14 protein-coding genes are annotated in these 21039 nt (G+C 70.7%); 10 read left to right on the forward strand and 4 right to left on the reverse strand.

Annotated features, from left to right (window positions below; translation table 11 throughout):
* Positions 1-251 precede the first annotated feature (251 nt).
* The 6 genes from WMF19_RS05840 to WMF19_RS05865 all read left to right on the forward strand — a co-directional run bounded on the left by WMF19_RS05840 (position 252) and on the right by WMF19_RS05865 (position 9395).
* Entirely contained in the window at positions 252-1835 is a 1584-nt protein-coding gene (locus WMF19_RS05840) for a glycosyltransferase (RefSeq protein WP_437898152.1), read from the forward strand.
* 90 nt (positions 1836-1925) lie between these two features.
* A complete protein-coding gene (locus WMF19_RS05845) occupies positions 1926-4550 on the forward strand; it encodes an MMPL family transporter (protein ID WP_437898153.1) in 2625 nt (874 codons plus the stop codon).
* Entirely contained in the window at positions 4547-5725 is a 1179-nt protein-coding gene (locus WMF19_RS05850) for a glycosyltransferase family 4 protein (RefSeq protein ID WP_437327820.1), read from the forward strand. The genes WMF19_RS05845 and WMF19_RS05850 overlap by 4 nt, the downstream gene beginning before the upstream one ends.
* A 37-nt stretch (positions 5726-5762) precedes the next feature.
* Positions 5763-7082 (forward strand): glycosyltransferase, encoded by a 1320-nt coding sequence (locus WMF19_RS05855; protein WP_437898154.1) that lies wholly within the window; start codon positions 5763-5765, stop codon positions 7080-7082.
* Between the two features lie 126 nt (positions 7083-7208).
* Positions 7209-8657 carry a GuaB1 family IMP dehydrogenase-related protein gene (locus WMF19_RS05860; RefSeq protein WP_437327822.1) on the forward strand — a complete coding sequence of 483 codons (1449 nt, stop codon included), beginning with the start codon at positions 7209-7211 and terminating at the stop codon, positions 8655-8657.
* Positions 8658-8756: 99 nt separating this feature from the next.
* Positions 8757-9395, forward strand: coding sequence for a lysophospholipid acyltransferase family protein (locus WMF19_RS05865; RefSeq protein ID WP_272100531.1), 639 nt, complete (start codon positions 8757-8759; stop codon positions 9393-9395).
* A gap of 51 nt (positions 9396-9446) precedes the next feature.
* Here the strand turns inward: WMF19_RS05865 and WMF19_RS05870 are convergent, their stop codons facing one another.
* Positions 9447-9821 carry a hypothetical protein gene (locus WMF19_RS05870; RefSeq protein WP_272100533.1) on the reverse strand — a complete coding sequence of 125 codons (375 nt, stop codon included), beginning with the start codon at positions 9819-9821 and terminating at the stop codon, positions 9447-9449.
* Between the two features lie 408 nt (positions 9822-10229).
* Between WMF19_RS05870 and WMF19_RS05875 the strand changes: the two genes are divergently transcribed.
* The 4 genes from WMF19_RS05875 (at position 10230) to WMF19_RS05890 (ending at position 14297) form a co-directional block, all read left to right on the forward strand.
* Positions 10230-10664 carry a hypothetical protein gene (locus WMF19_RS05875; RefSeq protein ID WP_272100535.1) on the forward strand — a complete coding sequence of 145 codons (435 nt, stop codon included), beginning with the start codon at positions 10230-10232 and terminating at the stop codon, positions 10662-10664.
* 168 nt (positions 10665-10832) lie between these two features.
* Complete coding sequence (locus WMF19_RS05880; protein ID WP_437898155.1) at positions 10833-12050, forward strand: glycosyltransferase family 4 protein; 1218 nt, start codon at positions 10833-10835, stop codon at positions 12048-12050.
* A 101-nt stretch (positions 12051-12151) separates the two neighbouring features.
* The gene (locus WMF19_RS05885) at positions 12152-13180 is read left to right on the forward strand and encodes an NAD-dependent epimerase/dehydratase family protein (protein WP_437898156.1); all 1029 of its coding nucleotides are present in this window, start codon (positions 12152-12154) and stop codon (positions 13178-13180) included.
* Between the two features lie 4 nt (positions 13181-13184).
* Positions 13185-14297, forward strand: coding sequence for a glycosyltransferase family 4 protein (locus WMF19_RS05890; RefSeq protein ID WP_437898157.1), 1113 nt, complete (start codon positions 13185-13187; stop codon positions 14295-14297).
* A gap of 3 nt (positions 14298-14300) precedes the next feature.
* Here WMF19_RS05890 and WMF19_RS05895 read toward each other — a convergent pair whose 3' ends face one another.
* The 3 genes from WMF19_RS05895 to WMF19_RS05905 form a co-directional block, all read right to left on the reverse strand.
* Positions 14301-19661 carry an AAA family ATPase gene (locus tag WMF19_RS05895; RefSeq protein WP_437898158.1) on the reverse strand — a complete coding sequence of 1787 codons (5361 nt, stop codon included), beginning with the start codon at positions 19659-19661 and terminating at the stop codon, positions 14301-14303.
* Between the two features lie 72 nt (positions 19662-19733).
* The gene (locus WMF19_RS05900) at positions 19734-20087 is read right to left on the reverse strand and encodes a hypothetical protein (RefSeq protein WP_272100544.1); all 354 of its coding nucleotides are present in this window, start codon (positions 20085-20087) and stop codon (positions 19734-19736) included.
* Positions 20068-20448: a hypothetical protein gene (locus WMF19_RS05905; RefSeq protein WP_437898159.1), complete on the reverse strand. Its 381-nt coding sequence runs from the start codon at positions 20446-20448 to the stop codon at positions 20068-20070. Before WMF19_RS05905 ends, WMF19_RS05900 begins: the two co-directional genes overlap by 20 nt.
* Positions 20449-21039 lie beyond the last annotated feature (591 nt).

Raw genomic sequence — 21039 nt, forward strand, 5'->3', positions numbered from 1 at the left:
ACGTTCGCACCTCGCGCCATGGCCGAAGTCAACACTAGCGGCATAAGGTTTGCTAATTACGCCCACCGCCGACAGGCCGATCGGCCGACGAGGAACGGCTGCTGTGCCGAGCAACAGGCCGCGCTCGCGGCCGCAGCGCGACACGGCTGTCGCAGGCGCGACACGAACGCCCTACCGCCCGTCACGCCGCGCGCCTCGGTCGGCCATCGACCACGGTTCGCGCCGCTTCTCCAGGAGCAACGAAGATGACGATGGATGCAATTCTGCCGCTCAGCGACCACCGGAGCGATCGCGCGCCGCACGAGGCGATCGCGCCGGCGCGCCACACGCCGTCGACGGGACCCGCGCGGGGAGGGCACGCCTCCGTCAGGGCGCAAGCGGCCATTCCAGAGAATCCCTTCGCTGCCCTCTCCGGCGCCAACGGGCGGCCGCTCAAGGTCGCCATCCTCAGCGATTTCACGCGCATTCCTTACGCGAACGGCGCGGTCTTCCAGACGCGCGCCCTGTATCGCGCGCTCAACACCTGTGGTCACCAGGCAACACTGATCGGACCTCGGGATCCGGATGCCTCGGCCGAGGAGGTCCCTCCCGGGACCGTCGCCTTACCGAGCCTGCCGCTGCGCACCTACCCGGGGGTGCACCTGCCGATCCCCGTGGGATCCTCGGTGCTCGATCCGATGCGGTGGGATTTTGACATCTGCTTTGCGCAGACCACGACCCTGCTCATCGAGTTCGGCATCTGGCTGCGCAAGATGCGCGGCGTCCCGCTGCTCTGCGTGAACACGACGCACCTCGCGGCTGCGTACGACGTGCTCCTGCCGGAGCGGGTCTCCCGGATCGGCGCGGTCCACACGGTGCTCCACAAGACGCTCCGCGCGCCGATGGAGCGGCTCTTCGTGGACCTGTACAACCAGGGAGACGGCCTCGTCGTGCTGAGCGAGGGCCTGCGCGATTACTGGCGCGAACGGGGCGTGACGGTGCCCATCCACGTCATCCCGCGGATGGTCCCCGAGGACGTGTTCGAGCGCCCGCTCGGCCCCGACCCGTACGTGCAGCTGCTCGAGGAGCGCGGGCTCGACACGCGCGGCCCGCGCCTCGTCTGCGCGGGCCGCCACACCCGGGAGAAGTCGCAGCACCGGCTGATCCGCATCTTCGCCGAGCACATCGCCCCGCACGAGCCGCAGGCGACGCTCACGCTCGTCGGCGACGGGCCGGACAGCGCGGCGTACGCGGCGCTCGCGCGCGAGCTGGGCGTCGCGCGCCGGGTCATCTTCACGGGCGAGGTGCCGTACAGCCAGATCTCGGACTACTACCGGCACGCAAACCTCTTCCTGCACTCCTCGCTGAGCGAGACGTTCGGAAACGTGCTCAGCGAGGCGCTGTGGTGCGGCTCCCCGACGGTCGCGTTCGCCGATGGCATGGGCGTGAGCTCGCAGATCCAGAGCGGCCACAACGGCCTGCTGATCGACCCGGGCCGCGGGCCGATCGCCGAGGAGAGCGCGAACGCTGCGTTCGGCAAGGCCGTGATCGCGCTCGCGCGCGACCCGCTCGCCGCCGCGCGGCTCGGGAACGCGGCCGCGCAGCGGGCGCGCGAGCGGTCCTCGCCCCTCGTCGTGCAGCGGATGCTCGCGAACGCGTTCGCGAACGCGCGCGAGCACGCGAGGCAGTCCAACCTGCGCCCGCTCGTCGACGGGCCGAAGGCGCTCCAGTGGCTGGAGACTTTCCGGCACTTCCGCACCTGGATGGGCTTCACCGGCGGCCTCTTCGCGTTCGGCCACCTGCGCCCTGCGGCGGCGCCGCGGCCCAAGGGCATCCAGCCGTCGTTCTGCGCCTAGCGCGCGTGGTAAGACCGGCCCGAAGCCGGCCCGCACGCGGCCGCTTCGAGGTGTTCCCGGTTTCGAGGTGTCCTTCGAATGCTCCTCAGGATGATCGGTGCGCTCGTCGATTTCAGCGGGCGCCGTCCCTGGCTCATCATCGCGCTCGCCCTCCTCTCCATGGCAGGGCTATGGGGGTACGCGTCGCGGCTCGAGCTGCGCACGGAGCTCCGGGAGCTCTTGCCGCGCGACAGCCCGGCGTTCCAGGCCTACGAGCGTCAGGCCCAGCGCGTGGACGGCGGAGCGCAGCTCATCGTCATCGCCGAGTCGCCGGATCGCGGCGCGAACGAGCGGTTCATCGACGCGCTCGCGGAGCAGCTGAACGAGCCGCTCCGGAAGCGCGCGGCCTGCGCCGCGGCGTGCGGCGACGACGCCTGCCGGGCGGCGTGCGGGCCGCCGGGGCTCATCCGCTACGTGGAGTCCGGCACGAAGGAGGTCCGCAGCTTCTTCGACGCGAACAAGTGGCTCTACGCGAGCGTCCGCGAGCTCGAGGCGGCGGACGAGGCGATCGAGCTGGAGCTCGCGCTGCGGAGCGGCCTCATCGAGGACCTGGAGGCTGGCGGGGCATCTGGGAGTGACGCGGGCGCGGCGGGCGCGGCGGCGGCGCCGGCGCCAGCGAAGAAAGGGCTGTCGCTCGACGAGACGTGGCAGGAGCTCCAGCGGCGCCTGAAGAAGATCGACGAGTTCCCGAGCGGCTACTTCGCCACGCCCGACGGGCGCATGGTCGCGCTCCGGATCGTCTCGCGCAGCGCCGGGATGGGCGATCGCCGCGCGGCGGAGCTCCTCGACCAGGTGACCGCGCTCGTCTCGCGCCTCGATCCTGCGGCGTTCCACCCGGCCATGCAGGTCGGGTACGCGGGCGACATCCCGAACGCCATCGCCGAGCAGAAGTCGCTCGTGAGCGAGGCGGTGTGGGCCACCGTCATCGCGCTCGTGCTGATCGTCGGCGGCGTGATGATCTACTACCGCTCGCCCTGGTCGCTCGTGGTGATCATGTTCCCCACGGCCCTCGGCGCCAGCGCCGGGTACGCGTTCGCGACCCTGACCTACGGCTACGTCAACACGGTCGGCGCCTTCCTCGGGGCGATCATCGTCGGCAACGGGGTCAATTACCCGATCGTGCTCCTGTCGAGGTACCGCGACTTCCGCGCGCGCGGCATGCCCGCGGACGAGGCGCGGCGCGAGGCGGTCATCAACGCGTTCCGCGCCGAGCTCGTCGGGGCGAGCGTGGCGGCGATCGCGTACGGATCGCTCACGATCACGCACTTCCGCGGCTTCAGCCAGTTCGGCACGATCGGCTTCGTCGGGATGTTCATGGTGTGGGCGTCCATCGTGCCGCTCGTGCCCGCGACGCTCGTCGCGATCGAGCGCATCCAGGCGAGGCTCCCGCGCTGGATGCGCGATCCGGCGCCGCGCGTCTCGGACGAGGGCACCTCCGGGCCCGGCGCGCGGGCGCTCGCGCGCGTAACGTCGCGGTGGCCGTTCGCGTTCCTCGCGGTCGCGCCGGTCATCGTCGCGCTCGCGGCGTGGAAGCTCCCCGCGTACATCCGGGATCCCTGGGAGTACAACTTCGCGCGCCTCGGCTCGAAGAGCTCGCGGGAGAAGGGCGCGGGGAGCTGGTCGCTCAAGGCGTCCGAGGTCTTCGGCGGGAAGATGAACGTCGCCGGCGCGATGATGCTCGCGGACGCCCCCGAGCAGGTGCCGGCCATCAAGGCGCAGATCCTGGCGAACGACGCGAAGGATCCGCAGGGCCAGCTCGTGGCCGACGTCGCGACGATCGCCGACGCCCTCCCCGGCACGGCCGAGGAGCAGCAGCGGAAGATCGAGATCCTGGAGCGCATCCGGGACCGGCTGACCCCGCGGGTGCTGAAGGCCCTGCGCCCCGAGGAGCGCGAGCGCGTCCTCGCCATGAAGCCGCCGGAGTCGCTGCGCGTCATCGGCCCCAAGGACCTGCCCGACCTCATCCGCCGCAGGTTCGAGGAGAACAACGGCGTCGTGGGGACGGTGTTCTACGTGAAGTACAAGAACAACGTCTCGTTCTCGAACGGCAGGAACCTCCTGCGGATGGCCGACACGACCGGCAACGTGGTCCTCCCTGACGGGACCCACGTCGTCACGGCGAGCAGGCCGACGGTCTTCGCCGAGATGATCCGGTCGATGGAGCGCGACGGCCCGCTGGCGACGGCGGCCTCGCTCCTCGCGGTCACGGCCGTCGTGGTGCTCGCGACGGGCAGCATCGCGGGCGCGCTCGCGGTCCTCCTGGCCCTCGTGCTCGGCGTGCTCGGGACGGCCACCGCGATGGCGATACACGACGTCAAGATCAACTTCCTGAACTTCATCGCGCTCCCGATCACGTTCGGCATCGGCTGCGAGTACCCCTTCAACGTCTTCGATCGCGCGCGGCTGCTCGGCGGCGACGTGTCGCTCGCGGTCAAGCGCTCGGCCGGCCCCGTGGCCCTCTGCAGCTACACGACCGTGCTGGGCTACGGATCGCTCATCTTCGCCGACAACCAGGCGCTGAACTCGTTCGGCTGGGTCGCGGTCAGCGGCGAGATCGCGTGCGTGGCGTGCGCGCTCCTGTTCCTCCCGGCGCTGCTCCACCTCATGAACCGCTCTGCGCGGATGCGGCGCTCGTGGAAGGGCGGCCTCCTCCTGCGCGGGAGCAACCACTCGTGAAGATCCTCGACGTCGCGGAGTTCTTCTCGTCCCGCGGGGGCGGCGTGCGGTCGTACCTGGAGGAGCTCGTGCGCCAGGGGAGCCGGCGCGGCCACGAGATCGTCGTCGTGGCGCCCGGGCCGCGCGACGAGGTCGTGCCGCTCGAGCGGGGCCGCATCGTGCGGGTGGCCGGCCCGCCGATGCCGTACGACCCGACCTACCACGCGCTCCTCCGGCTCGGCGCGGCGCGGGCGATCATCCGCCGCGAGGCGCCGGACGTGGTCCAGGCGAGCGCGCCGTACACGGCCGCGCTCGTCGCGGCGAGCGCCCGCGAGGTCCCGCTCCGCACGTTCGTTTACCACTCGGATCAGATCAGCACCTACGCGGCGCCGCTGCTCGACCGGGTGCGCCCGCGCGCGGTCGCCCGGGCGCTCGAGGGCGCGCTGTTCGCCTGGCCGCGCGCGCTGTCGCGGCGGTTCGACGCGACGATCGCCCCCGGGACGTTCATCGCGGAGCAGCTCCGCAGCCACGGCTGCGAGCGCGTCCACCGCGTCACCTTCGGCGTGAAGCGCGGCGACTTCGGCCCCTCCCGCGCGGACGCGGCGCTGCGCCGCAGCCTGCTCGGCCGGTTCGCGGACGAACCGTCGGCCGCGCTGCTGCTCGTCGCGTGCCGGCTCGCCGTCGAGAAGCGGGTCGCGCTCGTGATCGACGCGGCGCGGGAGCTCGCCGCGCGGCGCCCGATCGCCCTCGCGGTGCTGGGCGACGGGCCCGAGCGGGCGCGTCTCGAGCGCCGCGCGGCCGCCTTGCCGCAGGTGACCTTCCTCGGCTTCGCCAAGGACCGCGCCACCTACGCGGCGCTGCACGCCAGCGCCGACGTCTTCGTCCACGGGGGCGCCGCAGAGACGTTCGGCTTCGTGCTGGGCGAGGCGCTGTGCTCGGGCCTGCCGCTCGTCGTCCCTGCCGCCGGCGCCGCGCTGGATTTCGTGCAGCCCGGCGCCGCCGAGGTGTACGCGCCGCGCGCCTCGCCCGGCGAGGTGGCCGCCGCGATCGAGCGGGTGCTCGCGCGCCCGCGGGAGGAGCGCGTCGCGGCGGCGCGGGCCGCCGGGGAGCGGCTGCCCACGAGCGACGAGCACTTCGACGCGCTGTTCGCGCTCTACGCGGACCTGCTCGAGCGCGGGGTGCGCGGCGAGGGCTGACGTCGTGGACGCCCGCTTGCCCGCGAGAGGATCGAACGTGCGCCCCTTCCTGCTGATCTCCCCCGCCTTCGCTCCCCAGACGAGCGTCGGCGCCTTCCGCTGGGTGAAGCTGGCGCGGCACCTGCCGCGCCACGGCTTCCGCCCCGCCGTCCTGTCGGGGACCTTCCCCGAGGATCAGCGCGACGACGGGCTGCTCGCCGCGCTGCCGCCCGAGGTCGAGGTCTTCGACGAGTACCTCGATCCGGCCGTCCTCGCCGTGGGCGCCGCGCTGCGCGCCCTCCGCGCGCGGGCGCCGCTGCCCGCGGGGCGCGCGGGGCCGCTCGTCGGGCTCCGCCCCTTCCAGGCGATCACCGACCGCTGGATCGCGCACGCCCCGCGCGGGGCGCGCGCGGCGGTGGCCCTGGCCCGCCGCACCGGCGCGCGGGCCGTCGTGGTGAGCGCCGGGCCGTACTCGGCCTGCCCTGTCGGCCTCCATGTGAAGCGGGCGCTCGGCGTGCCGCTCGTCCTCGACATGCGCGACCCGTACTCGCTGCACGAGACGGGGAACGGCCCGCCGTCCGGCCTGGCCGAGCGGGCCCGGCGCGCCATCGTCCCGCGCCTGGAGCGCCGCTGGCTCGAGGGCGCCGACCACGTGATCTTCAACACGCGGGCCGCGCTCGAGGCCTACCGCGCGCGCTTCCCCGAGCTCACGCCGAAGTCCTCGTTCGTGCGCAACCACTTCGATCTCGCGCTGTACGCGCCAGCGCCGGCGCCCGAGCCGCCCCGCCGCTTCGTCGTGCTCCACCTCGGCACGATCCGCGAGGAGGCCTCCGCCGACCAGATAGGCGCCGCGCTGCGGCGGTTCATCGACCGCGAGCGGCTCGCGTCCGACGACGTCGTCCTCCGGCAGATCGGCCGGATGTCCGATCACGATCGCGCCTGCTTCGAGCGCATGGGGCTCACGCCGTACATCGAGGCGCTCCCCCCGGTCCCGCAGCGCGACGTGCTCGGCGAGCTCAGGCGGGCGCACGTCCTGCTCGCGATGCTCAGCCCCCACGTCGTGCTTCGCGTCTCGGCCAAGACCTACGACTACGCCGCGTCGGGGATGCCCGTCGTCAGCGTGACCGCGAACCGCGAGGTCGATGATCTGCTCTCGTACCGGAGCGACAACGCGCGCGTCGCGCCGGACGACGCGGACGGCATCGCCGCCGCGCTCGCGCGCCACCTCGCGCGCTTCCGGGAGACGGGCGCGCTTCCGGTCCCGGCGCCTCCGCCCGCCGAGCTGTCGTCCGAGGCGGCCGCGGCCAGAATCGCCGCGATCCTGGACCGCGTCATCGCCGACGCGTCCTCCACCCATCGCGCCCGCCAGCCCCCGTGAAAGCGGTCGGCCGGCGGGGAGGGCGCTCGTCGCGCGACCAGCGTCGACCGCGCCCTACCGTCAGGCACTAGACTGGCGCGCGCCGCGCCGCCTTCGCGGCGCCATCCCCCTCCCTCGGAGCTGTGCATGCGCTTTCTCCACCCCGAGCATGACGAGAGCCTGGAGCTCGCCCTCGAAGACGTGTTCCTGACCCCCGGGTACTTCGCCGGCGGCTCCCGCCTCGAGACCGACCTGCGCCCGGCGGACTTCCCTGGCGGCTCGCACCCGATCGTCTCGGCGAACATGAACGCGGTCACCGGCAAGCGGATGGCGGAGACGATGGCCCGCTTCGGCGGCCTCGGCGTGCTCCCGCAGGACATGGATCTCGACACGGTCGAGCGCATCGTCCGCCACATCAAGCGCGCCGACCCGCGCTACGACACGCCCCTCTCGGTCTCCCCGCGGGCGACGCTCCGCGACGTGCACGGCATCATCCGCAAGCGATCGCACGACATGGTGGTCGTGGTCGACGACGAGCGGCGGCCGATCGGCATCGTCACCCACGCCGACCTGCGCGACCGGGACCAGTACACGCCCGCGTCCGCGCTCATGTCGTCGCGCCTCATCACCATCCCGGTCGGCACGCCGAACCGGACGGCCTTCCTGCTGATGGAGGACGCCCGCGTGAAGGCGGTCCCCGTGCTCGACGGGGACGGGCGGCTCCACGGCGTGCTGACGCGCGACGACGCCGTGCGCCTCGAGCTGCTGAAGCCGACGCTCGACGGCGGCGGCGAGCTCATGGTCGCGGCGGCGATCGGGATCTCCGCGCAGGCGGCCCAGAGCGCCGCGCGCCTGATCGAGATCGGCGTCTCCGCGATCGTGCTCGACACCGCGCACGGCCACCAGCGCCGGATGATCGAGGCGATCCGCGCGGTGCGGAGCGCCGTCGGCGACGCCGTCCCGCTCGTGGCCGGCAACGTGTGCACGGCGGAGGGCACGCGGGCTCTCATCGAGGCGGGCGCAGGCATCGTGAAGGTGAACGTCGGCCCCGGCGCGATGTGCACGACGCGCATGCAGACCGGCGCCGGCCGGCCGACGTTCTCCTCGGTGCTCGCGTGCGCCCGCGAGGCGCGCCGCCACGGCAAGCGCGTCTGGGCCGACGGCGGCGTCCGTCACCCGCGCGACGTGGCGCTCTACCTCGCCGCCGGCGCCTCGCGCGTCATGGTCGGGACGACGCTCGCCGGCACGTACGAGAGCCCGGGCGACGTCATGGAGGACCGCGATGGGCTGCTCTACAAGGAGAACTACGGCATGGCGAGCGCCCGCGCGGTCAGCGAGCGCACCGCCGAGCTCGACGCGTTCGAGCGCGCCAAGAAGGCCTTCTTCCGCGAGGGCATCTCGACGTCGCGGATCTACATCCACGAGGGGCGCGAGAGCGTCGGCGCCATCCTGATCGAGATGATCACCGGCGTGCAGTCCGCGTGCACCTACGCCGGCGCGGCGAACCTCGACGAGCTCCACGACAAGGCCGTCATCGGGGTGCAGACGCTGGCGGGCTACGGCGAGGGCAAGCCGCACGGAATCGAGCGGCGTTGATCGAACGGCGTTGATCGAGCGGCGCGGGATGACGGAAAGGTGACGTGACTTCCACCTGGGCAGCGACGAACCTCCGGCTGCTTACCGTCGAGGTCCTCCATGCCGAACGCACCCGCTCCACGCTTTTTCGCCGCGCGCCGCGCCGTTCGCCGGTTCGTCGGCCGCACCTGGTTGTCCGTGTTCGGCTGGCGCGTGGACGGCATCACGGAGCTCCCGTCGAAGGCGGTGATCATCGCGGCGCCCCACACCTCGAACTGGGATTTCCCGTTCACGCTCGCGGTCAGCTACGTGCTCGACCTCGAGTTCTCCTGGCTCGGCAAGCACACCCTCTTCGAGCCGCCGTTCGGCTTCTTCTTCAAGTGGCTCGGCGGCGTCCCCGTCGACCGCCGCGACAGGAACAACCTCGTCGCGGCCGTGGTCGACGTGCTGAAGGAGCGCGACGAGCTCATCCTGGTCATCGCGCCCGAGGGCACGCGCTCGCGCACGAAGCGCTGGAAGACGGGCTTCTACTACGTCGCGCTCGGCGCCGGCGTCCCGATCCTCCTCGGATACCTCGACTTTCCCCGGAAGCGGGGCGGGATCCTCCACGTGTTCCACCCGACGGGCGACATCGAGGCCGACATGGCGGCGATCCGCCATCACTACGATGGCATCGAAGGAAAGCACCCGGAGCGGATGAGCGAGATCACGCTCGGCGCCAGGGGTGCTCCGGCGAACGGGGTCGTGCAGCACCCCTGAGCTCGGGTCGAGGGCGCGCGATCCGCCTATCCGCGCGCCAGGGGGCGCTCGTCAGCGCGGGGACGGCGCGCGGACCGACGAGGCGGGCCCCGCCGTGATCCTCGTCGTCAGCACGCCAGCGAGCGCCCATTCGAACGCGGAGCGGTCGGTGTACACGTTGAAGCGGCCGCCCGTGGCGAGGTTGGCGACCGTGACGCCCATGGCGACGAGCCCCGGCCGCACGAGGATATGGACCTCCTTCAGCTTGCCGGGGTTCCGCAGGTGCCACGCCGTGAGCCTGGCCCGGACGTCGCTGTCATAGCCGGTGCCGAGCTCGAAATCGTCGAACACGACCGGGTGCACGCCCGCCTCGACGAGGGTCTCCAGGTGCCTGATCGCCGGCTCGATGAGATCGAGCGACGCGTACCCCTCGAGGCGCCTCGTCACGACGTCGGATGCGGGCGTTCGAATATCGAGGACTCCGCGCCCGGTCGACCAGCGGTCGCCCCGCGCTCCGAGCCGTGTGTGTGCCAAATCCATCTCGATTTCGAGACTTTAGTCTATAGGCGGCGCTCCGCCATGCGATCCGTCCGATCCGCGCCCTTCCCCGACGCTGGGGGTCTGGACTGCGCTCGCGGACGGCGCCTCGCCGGCCGGGCGCGCGAGGCGGCGGGGGGCGCGAGGCGGCGGCGTGTCGAGCACGTCCGGCGGGCCAGGCCGCCTCCTGCTGCGTCGAGCGCCGTCGGCGTGGCCGAAAGCGGCTATGATGCCGCGGCTGTTTCGGCCGCCGGCCGGTGCTGGCGGTTCGCGAGGCGTCTTCGCCCGCAGCAGAGGGACGAAGGAGGAGCTACCGAGATGAGAGGACATGTTTCCAGGGTGCTGCGGCTCGCTGTCGTGGCGTTTGCGTGCGCGCTGATGGCGGGCTGCGGCGGCCCGCTGCGCTACACGCCGCAGGGCATCGGGAAGGCGCCGGGCGCGGACGCCGTGATCATCGCCGACGTCAACTTCGACGCGGCCATGACCCGCCTCGACATCAACGCGAAGGACCTCCCGCCGCCCGATCGCCTCGACTCGAGCAGCACCGCCTACGTCGTCTGGGCGCGCCCGGACAGCGACTCGCCCTGGCAGCGGATCGGCGCGCTCAACTTCGACCCCGATACCCGCACCGGCAAGCTCAAGGACGTGAGCGTGCCGCTCACCCGGTTCGAGCTCGTCATCAGCCTCGAGAAGACCGCCAATCCCGAGTCGCCGTCCTCGGAGCTCATCTTCAAGCAGGACGTCGAGTACTGACGAGACGGCGTTCGCCGCCGGGGGTGCATCTTCGCAGCGCTGCTCGAAGCGCTCCCGGCGTGCGCGTCGCAGCCGTCCGGCGCGACCCGCGGCGCCAGCGGCATCACCGTGCCGTCCGCCGTGGATCGCGTGAATGCCCGCGAGCTCCGGTGCATCGAAGCGCGGGAAGTGAAGATTCTTCTCCTGTCGCAGTGGTATCACCCCGAGCCGGTCGCGCGCCCCCATCTGCTCGCAGAGGCGCTGGCCGAGCGCGGGCACCAGGTGACGGTGGTGACCGCGTTCCCGAACTACCCGCATGGCCGCACCTACCCGGGCTACCGACAGCGCCTCTGGGACGTGGAGCACGCGAGCGGCGCCAGGGTGATACGCCTCCCGAGCTACCCGGATCACAGCCGATCGCGCGTGCGGCGGACGCTCAACTACGCGAGCTTCGCCGCCTCGACAGCGCTGCTCGGGGCCGCCCTCTCCGGGCCGGCGGACGTCGCCTGGGTCCACAATCCCCCACCGAGCCACGCCATCGCCGCCTCCTGGCTCGCCGCGCTCCGCCGGATACCGTGGGTCTATGAGGTCCAGGATCTGTGGCCCGAGACCGCTGCAGCCTCGGGCATGCTCGATAACAGGCTCGTGTTCGCTGGCATCGATCGCGTGAACCGCGCCCTCTTCCGGCGCGCCGCGGCGATCACCGTCATCAGCCCGGGGCTCGAGCGCGAGCTCTCCCGCAAAGGCGTGTCGACAGACAAGGTGCACCTGATCCCGAACTGGGCCGACGATCGGATATACAGGCCGGTGGAGCCCGACCCGCAGCTCGCGGCGGAGCACGGGTTGTCAGGGCGGTTCGTCGTCCTCTTCGCCGGCAACATGGGCCCTGCCCAGGCCCTCTCCAGCGTGCTCGACGCGGCCGATCGGCTGCGCGACCTCACCGACGTGCGGTTCGTGATGGTCGGGGACGGGAACGACGCGCCCAGGCTCCGGCGCGAGGCTGCGGCGCGGGCCCTCTCGAACGTCGTCTTCATCGGCCAGCAACCCCACGAGCGCATGCCGCATTTCTTCGCGCTGGCCGATGTGGCGCTCTCGCACCTCCGGCGCGATCCGCGCTTCGAGATCACGATCCCCTCGAAGATCCCGGCCTACATGGCCGCCGCCAGACCAGTGCTCGTCGCGGCGGGCGGGGATCCGGCGGATCTGGTGCGCAGCAGCGGGGCGGGGCTCGCCTGCGAGCCCGAGAACCCGGCGGTGCTCGCGGACGCCGTGCGGCGGTTGCACGGCATGACGCCGGAGGCGCGGCGCGCGATGGGGGAGGCCGGCCGGCTCTATTTCCTTCGCTGGTTCACGCGCGAGCCGCTCGTGCGTCGTTATGAGGAGATCTTCGCGCGCGCAGCGCGGTGAAGCGTCGTCGTGGAGACGCCGGCGCCCTCGGGCACCGGCGCGGGGCTGGGGGGGCTATCGAGGGACGCAATGCACCGGTGCATTGCGGTGAGCAACGTTTCATGGGCGAGACGACAGACACAACGGTGAGCACCATGCAGCTTTACAAGGACCGGAGGATCATCGTGACCGGAGGGGCGGGCGCGATCGGCGGCTCGCTCACGGCGGCCCTGGCCGACGCGGGCGCGGAGGTGATCGTGGTGGACGACCTCTCCTCCTCCTCCCGCTGGGGCATCCCGGCGCGGCGCAACGTGCGCTTCGTGGAGGGGAGCGTCGTCGATGACGGCTTGCTCGCGGCGGTGTTCCGGGAGCAGCCCTCGCATGTCTTCCACCTCGCCGCGCTGTTCGCGAACCAGAACTCGGTGGACAACCCGGAGCGCGATCTCGAGGTCAACGGCCTCGGCACCTTGCGGGTGCTGCAGCACGCGCAGCGCAGCGGGGCCCAGCGCGTCGTCTTCGCCTCGTCCGGGTGCGCGCCCTACGGCAGCGACCCGCCGCGGCCCGTCCACGAGGAGCACCTCGCGCTCGATGTCCACACGCCTTACCAGGCGACCAAGCTGCTCGGCGAGCTCTATTGCAATTACTTTTGCGATCATTCGGCCGGCCACGAAGGGCTGAGCACCGTGCGGGTGCGCCCCTTCAACTCGTATGGTCCGGGCGAGGTCCCTGGCCGATACCGCAATGTGATCCCCAACTTCGTCTACTGGGCCCTGCGCGGCGAGCCGCTGCCGATCACCGGGACGGGAGAGGAGACCCGCTCGTTCACCTACGTGGGCGACATCGTCGATGGGTTTCTCCGGGCGGGCGCCGCGCCGGCCGCCTCGGGCGAGGCGTTCAACCTGGCGTCTGGCGAGGAGATCGCCATCATCGACGTCGCGAAAGCCATCAATGAAATGACGGGCAACCGCGCCGGCGTCCGGTTCGTCGCGCGCCGAGCGTGGGATACGCAGCGCCGTCGGGTCGCGTCGACCGACAAGGCCCGTCGCGTCCTGGGCTTCGAGGCGCGGACGGGCCTGCGCGAGGGGCTCGCGCGCACCGTGGCGTGGTTCCGCGAGCGCTGGGACCAGATCGAGGCCGAGGCGCGCTTCTAGGGACATGCGCGTCGCGCTCTGGGGCCCCCTCCCGCCGCCGGCCGGCGGAATCACGCGGTGGATGCGCAATTACCTCGACGCGGCGGCAGCGGCGGGCATCGAGGCGGACGTCATCGACACCTCGCCACGAGGCGCCTCGATCGACCCCACGAGCAGGCTTCGCCCCGCGCGCGTGGTCCGCGCGGGCGAAGCGCTGGCTGCGCTTCACCGTCTGCTCGCGCGACGCCGGCCGGATGTCGTCCATCTGTGCACCACCCTGTTCTGGGCGACCGCGCGCGACGGCCTCGCGGTGGAGCTGTGTCGTCGCGCGGGTGTGCCCGCCGTGCTCCACCTGCGCTTGTCACCGCAGATCATCGCCTGGCATCGGGCCCTGCCCTGGCCGGCTCGACAGGCCGTGCGCGCCGTGCTGGGCCGCGCTGCAGCCGTCATCACGCTCTCGGAGGAGCTGCGGTGTTACGTACGGGCCTTGGTTCCAGGGAACCATGTCGTCCGGATCGCCAACCCGGTCGACACCGACGGCTTCCACCCCGCAGCCGCGCCGCGCTCGCCCGGCCAGCCTCTGCGGGTGCTCTTCGCGGGGCTCGTCACGCCGCAGAAGGGGGTCCTCGAGCTCGCGCGGGCCGTGCTGGCGGTCGATGGCCTGACCCTCGCGCTGGTGGGGCCTCGCGACGCAGGCGGCGCTGCCGGCCCGTCCCGCCGCCTCGACGAGGTGCTCGCGGAGCTCGAGCGGCAGGGCCGCCTGAACGTGCTCGGCGAGATGCCCGAAGACGCGATGCCCGCGGTCTACCGCGACGCGGACGTCTTCTGTCTACCGAGCCATGGCGAGGGCCTGCCCAACGCGTTGCTGGAGGCGATGGCCAGCGGCCTGCCCTGCGTCGTCACGCCGGTCGGCGCAGTGCCGGAGGTGATCCAGGGCGAGGGCGGTCGGGTGGCCCTCCTGGTGGCGCCGAAAGACGAGGAGGCGCTGCGGGGTGCGCTCCGCTCCCTGCGCGACGACCCTTCCCTGCGGGCGCAGCTCGGCGAGGATGCGCGCCGGCGCGCCGTGCACCGCTATGCGAGCAGGACGATCATGGCGGAGTACGCCGCGCTGTATGCGCAGCTCGCAGCGGGCTTCTGAACCCTAGTTCGCAGCCGCCGGCCGTTCGGTCGGAGAGTAGCGGAGCACCATCACGGTGACGTCATCACGAAGCCGCTGCCCTGCCATGGGGCCCACGAGGCCCTTCACGATGGTGCTCGGCGATAACCCTTGCGCCGCGAGCGCTTGGAACCGCTCTGCCAGCCCCTGGGTCTCCAGCATTCCGCCTGCGGGGGTGACAGACTCCGTGAGCCCATCGGTGTACAGCAGCATCGTGTCCCCGGCGCCTATCTCTATCACGTCGTCCCGGAGCAGCGCCGTGATGTCGTCCTCGATCCCGATCCACATCCCGCTGGTCTCGACGAGCTCCACCGTGTTGGAGAGCGCCCTGTAGATCAAGATGTCCAGGTGGAGGCCTGCGTAGCGGACCGCCCCGCGGCCGAGCTCCAGCGCGACGATCGTCATGTACTGATCGGGGCTCACGCGGAGCAGGTTCTCCCGGACCGCGCGGTTCGCCCGGCTCAGCACGACTGCAGGGGTGAGAGGCTCGCCGTCGCGCGGCGACGTCGTCAGGATGGTCCGTACGGCGGTCTGGACCATCATCATCGTCAGGCCGGCGGTGACACCATGGCCGGATACATCGCCGATGAGGACCCAGCTGCTCCCGCCCGTCTGGACCACGTCGTAGTAGTCGCCGCCGACGCTCTCGGCCGGCGTCATCAGGGCGGCCATGTCGTAGTCCTTCAGACGACTTTGCTGCGGAAGGAGCACCGTCTGAATCTTGCGCGCGAGATCCATCTCGCTCCACAGCTCCGCGACCAGGCGCCTTAGCTCGGCGGTGCGCTCGGCGACGAGCGCTTCGAGGTTCTCGTTCGCGCGCCGGAGCTCCTGCGATGCGGCCTCCAGCCGCCCGTAGAGCATCGCGTTCTCGAGGGACACGGCGGCTTGCGTCGCGAGGAATTGCAAGAGCCCGCACCGTGCAGGGCTGAACGCCTCCGCGGTGATACGGTTCTCCAGGTACAGGACGCCGGTGACCTTTCCGCCCTGGAGCATCGGAGCGCACATCACCGACTTGGGCCGAGCCTGCGTGAAGTACCGGTCAGAGGCGAAGCGCATGTCACGGTGCGCGTCCGTGAGGACCGTCAGCTCGCCCGTGCGCGCCACGTAGCGCACGAGCGACTCCGGGACCTCCGAGCCGCCCCGCAGCGCACGGGCGTCGAGCTTTATCGTATCGGGATCGATGGTCATGCTCGCCTCCAGGGTGAGCACCCCGGCGCGATCGAGGATCAAGCACCCTCGCTGCGCTCCGGCGTTCTCGAGCAGCGTCCGCATCAGCCGCTCGAGCAGCCGATCGATGACGAGCTCCGTGGAGATCGCCTCGGTCGCGCGGATGGCCGCCGTGAGGTCGAGGCTCTCGCCGGGACGAAGCGTGCTGGAGGTCTGGCCGGTCGTCTGGCTTGTCGTCCTTGGCAGGCTCGCTGCCGTTTCGTCTGCTGGATTGAGGGGGGATGAGCGCGCCGCGCTGCTCCGGAGCACGTGAGCGTATTTCGACTTCAGCTCCTCGACCTTGCACGTCCCACCCCAGCGCTGGTACACGTAGATCGCTTCGGCCAGGTAGGCGCCCGCTACCTTGCTCCTGCGCTCGTCCAGGTGAAATCGGCCAGCCAGCTCGTTGCCAATGGCCTCGGCGTGCGCGAAGCCGTGCTCCTGGGCGAGGGATATCGCGCGATCGTACAGATCCAGCGCGCCTTCGGTGCGCCGCTCGATCCGCGAGATCTCCGCCTGCGCCAGCGCAGCGCGGTGCGCGAAGTTGGCGGGCGAGGACTGCGCCCAGGCTTCGAGCGTGGCAGCGTCGGCGCGCAGGCGGTCCAGGAGTCCGGCGCGCTCTTTCGGAGCCGCCGTGCGGGTCAGCTCGGCCAGGATCAGCGCCCGATAGAAGACGTGCTCGGCGTGATAGAAGAAGCCAGGGACCAGCTTGCAGCTGTCGCTGGTGGCCAGGGCATCCCGGAAGCGGCCAGCGAGATACTGGGCGGTCGTCTTCGCGACCCCGTAAATCGCCAGCGTCGGCAGCGGCGCAGAGGCCATGAAGGCGCTCTCGTCGAAATCCGCGCTCTCCAGGGTCGCGGGGTGTCGAGTCTGGCCAGTCAGCGCACGGATGGCCTGTTGGGCGACCTTGCAGATGCCCTGGTTGACGACGTCACCCGTCCTGTCCGCGAGGTCGCGGGCGGTCGAGAGGCTGTCCTCCAGGTCGTGCAAGCTCTCGCCGGCATACATGCGATAGTACAGGATGAACGCAGCGCAGTAAGACGCGTAGATCTGGTCGCCCATCTCGAGGCTGATCCTCAGCCCTGACCGCAACACCTCCAGGCTGTGCGATATGTGTTGACGCCAGTGGGCGATGAAGACCCCGAACAGGAAATGAACCTGGCCCTTGCTGGCCGGACTGCCCCCACGGGTAGCCAGCTCCAGGCCCAGCCGGCCGAAGCGAAACGCGTGCTCCCGGCTGCCCGTGATGGCGAGGTGGACGATCGCGTACTGCGCATAGAAGAAGCCCGCGAGCGGCGCCGTGCCCTGACGGAGCAGCTGGACTCCCTTGAGCACGAGGAGGAAATGAAGCTCTGGAATGGCCTGGAACGCTGCCGGAATGCTGGTGGCCAGGGTGTGGAGCACCGCGAGCTCGCGGGCGTCGCTCATCACCGACACCGTCTCCAGAGACTCGATCTCCGACTCCGCTATCGCGGATTGATACGCTCCGAACTCGGCGCCGATCGCCGCGCCGAGAGCCGTCTTGTCTTCCAGAGGAGGCAACTCCAGATCCAGGAGTCTCAGCGCGTCGATGCCCTTCGCGCACGCGACGTCGAGCCTGCCTGTGTTGGTGAGCAGGAGCACCTCGAGGTTGCGCCCCATGACCCGATCCACCACCGACCGCGCGTTCCGCTCCACGACCTGGAGCAGCCCGAACGCGGAGTCCAGGTTCCCGGTCAGGTACTCGCACTCCGCCATGGTCAGGTGAGCGGCGCAGACGACCTCGTACTCTTCAATCCACCCCGTCTCCCCGAGCACGTCGAGCGCCGCCCTCAGGTAGTGCACCGCCGCGTCGGGCGCCGCGCGAGCGCGCGCCTTGCGGCCAGCGTTCAAATTCAAGCGCGCGAGCCCGCGCCGCTCGGCCGGCTCGACGATCAGGCGCGCGCCGCGGTTCAAGTGATCCACGATCGCGAACAGCTCACGATCGCCCGGATCTGCGCCGCCGCGCTCCCGCAGCAGCCGACCGATGCGCAGGTGGACGGCGTCCCGCTCCTCCGGGCCGAACAGCGAGTAGGCCGCCTGCTGGACGCGATCGTGCGAGAAGCGGAACGTGGCGTCGAGCGCGCCGTCGACCCTCCCGGTCGCGTCGTGATGAGCCTCGGCCCTGTAGCGGTATTTGCCGTCCAGCGAGGCGATGAACCCTTGGCGCAGCGCCTCCCAGAGGTGGTCCGCCACGTCGCTGTGAGAGCGCTGAGACACGACGGCCAGCGTGGCCATGTCGAAGTTATGCCCCACGCACGCGGCGAAGCGCAGCACGTCCTGGCTCGACTGCGGCAATCTCCGCAGCTCGGACACCATGAAATCGATCACGTTGTCCGTCGCCAGCCGTTCCCACACCCGCCCCGTGTCCCACCTCCAGGCGAGGTCCGCGTGGTCGAAGCGCAGCAGGCCGTCTCGGTGCAGCGCGGTCAAGAACTGCGCGAGGAAGAAGGGGTTTCCGCGGGTCTTCTCGAGCAAGGCAGCGCTGAGCCCGCTCACCGCCTCGAAGCCGCACCCGAGCGTGTCGCTGAGGAGGTGCGCGATGTCCGGCTGCCCGAGCGGGCCGAGCGTGATCTCACGCCTCCGGACGCCGGCCTGGCGCAGCTCCTGGAGCAACAGAGACAGCGGGTGCGCGGCGTCGATCTCGAGCTCCCGGTAAGCTCCGATCACGAGCACGTGGCGCGCGCCGGCGGCCGTCAGCACGTGCAGCAAGAGGCGGGTCGAGCTGGCGTCCGCCCACTGCAGGTCATCCAGGAAGAGCACCAGCGGGTGCTCTTCAGCCGCCAGCGCACCTAGAAAGCTCAAGAAGACATGTTCGAAGCGGCGCTGCGACTCGGTCGGCCCCAGCGCCGGCACGGGGGGGTGTTCGCCGACGACGTGCTTCAGCTCGGGGATCAGATCGGTGAGGAGACCCGCGTTCGGGCCGACCGCCTCGAGGATTTCACGCCGCCGCTGCTCGAGCACGCCCGGGGGCTCCGCGAGCACGGACCGGACGAGAGCACGGCAAGCGTGGGCGATTGGGCCGTAGGGGACGCTCCGCGCCAGGGAGTCGAACTTTCCTGCGCCGAAGTACGCCCGGCCGAGGATGTGCTGGTGCAGCTCCTCGACGAGCGCGGATTTCCCGACGCCCGCCTGTCCGGACAGGAGGACGAGCTCGCTCCTGCCCTGCTTGGCGTGGCCGAAGCCCTCCAGGAGCGCATCGAGGTCGCGCTCCCGGCCATAGAGCTTCTCGGGGATCGAGAGCTCATCGGATCTGTCGCGCTGGCCCAGACCGAAGACCTCCGCCGCGCCAGCCCGCTTCACCTGATCCAGAATGCGCTGCAGATCGTGCTGCAACCCAGCTGCGGTCTGGTAGCGCTGCTCCACGGTCTTGCTGAGCAGCTTGAGGATCATGTCCGACAGGACCGGCGGCAGGTCCGGCCTGGATGCCACGGGCGCCCGGGGGCTGCGAGCGATGTGGCTGTGCACCAGCTCCAGCGGATCGCTGGCGTCGAAGGGCAGCGCGCCGGTGAAGAGCTCGTACAGGGTGACCCCGAGCGAATACAGATCGGCTCGAAAGTCCACGCTCCGGTTCATCCGCCCCGTCTGCTCGGGCGCGATGTACGCCAGCGTGCCTTCCAGCTGCGTGACCCCCGAGAGCGCGTCGACCTTCTGGGAGAGGCGGGTCGCGATCCCGAAGTCGACGAGCACGAGCGAGCTCGGGCCGTCCGTGACGAAGAAGTGATGGGGCTTGATGTCCTTGTGAATGACGTGCCTGCGGTGGACCGCCGCGAGCGTCCGCGCCATCGCCAGCGCCAGCTCGAGCGCGCGCGGCAGAGCCAGGCGGCCCGATCGAATCAGCTTGTCGACGGACGCGTCGCCCGCGTCCTCCATGACCAGGGCGAGGCCGTGCCCGTGCCGCTCCAGCCCGATGGCCTTGACGACCTCGGGCGTGTCGAGCCACGTCAACACGTCATATTCATGGCGGAGGCGCGCAAGCTCGAGCGCCGTCGGCCGCTCGCTCCTGAGCAGCTTGACCAGCACCGACGCCCCGTCGATTGTGCGGTAGCCGCGGTAAACCTCGGAGCTCTGGGTCTCGCGCACCTTCGCGTTCAGGGTGTACCGGTCGGACAAGGTGATCATGGTGGATTCATGGGGATCGGTCTCGCTCCAAGAGCTGGGCTGCACGCGCGCTGATGGTCTGGTCACCCCAGATCACTGCACCTTTGTCTTTTTCAGGGTGCGCGCCAGCGCCGACATGCAGTTGCGGTGCGCTCGCTGCCAGTCGTTGTCGCGGAAGACGACGACCACGCCGAGGCTGGTCTGATCCAGCAGTTTTATCAGATCCACCAGGGGCTTCACCGTGGCCGAGTTCATGTACTCGAGCCTGGTCAGATCCACCGTGACGACCGTGTTCTTGGTCTTCCCGGTCCAGTCCTCGAAGAGAGGATTGAGGAACATGGCGGGGCTGCGGATGTCGCTGACGCCCGACCATTCGATTCGCGACGAGTCCGCGGCCACCGAGATGCGCACTTTCAGCCCGTCGCGCTCAAATGTCGACTCGGTCATGGATTCTCCTGGTGGCTGTCACGGTGACCGTCTCGTCTGCGTACGTCGCGTCGAGCGCAAAGCCGCCTTCCATCGTGATCCTGTAGATCCCTACGTTGGCGCCGTCGCGCGGGCTGGCGAGCAGCTCGTGGAGCTGTTCGATGTAGAGCTCCGTCTTGTCGGGGGCGCTGCGCAGGGACTCTATCCGGCAGAGCAGCCGATTGACCGATCCGTGATCGGTGCAGCCGTTGATCGTGACGAGTTCGATCCTGTCCTCGGTCATGCTGAGCGTGAAGCGAATGGCGCGCGCTGCGGGGACTTCCTCGCCGTACTTGATGGCGTTCTCCAGCAGCTCGCAGGCCGCCATCTCTGCCGCGTCCACGAGCGCGCTCGGGTACTGCGCGAGGGCTTCGCGTACCGAGGCTCGGGTCGCGCGTAGATTGCTCCATACAGGGCGGAGCGAGGTGCTCAGCAGTGGTTGCATCGCCTACGCCTGCGTGGATCGAGGCCGGTGGTGGGCAGGAGAGCGCACATGGGTTCCGCCAGCGGGGACAGCTTGAGAGAGAATCAAATCCAGAGCGGCTCGGAGGAGCAAGGTGGTATCCCGAACGGATGCAGAAGAAGGAATGAAATCCAGAACGGCTTGGGGATGTCAAGCATCTGCCGGGCGCGCTGCTCGGAGGTGAGAGGGCTGCCTCACATCGGCATGCGGCATGCAGTGCGCCCGCGCCCCGTCGTGCTCGCGGGCGCCTCGTCTCCTGGTCGACGCTGGAGCTCATCCGGCGCCCGGGCCGCATACTCCTCGGCGCGCTGTCCGCCGTCATGGGCGTTGTGGAGGGCCCGGCGCGCTGCGGGCGCCGCGCGTCGCGATAGGGGCTCTCCCGAGCAGTTTGGCTGCTGGCGTCCTCTCGATTCCATATCAGTCTAGTGCGCCGATGAACGACCGCCTGCGCGTCCGTCAGGCTCGGATCGA

Source organism: Sorangium sp. So ce124 (assembly GCF_051525235.1).
Taxonomy (GTDB): Bacteria; Myxococcota_A; Polyangia; order Polyangiales; family Polyangiaceae; genus Sorangium; species Sorangium atrum.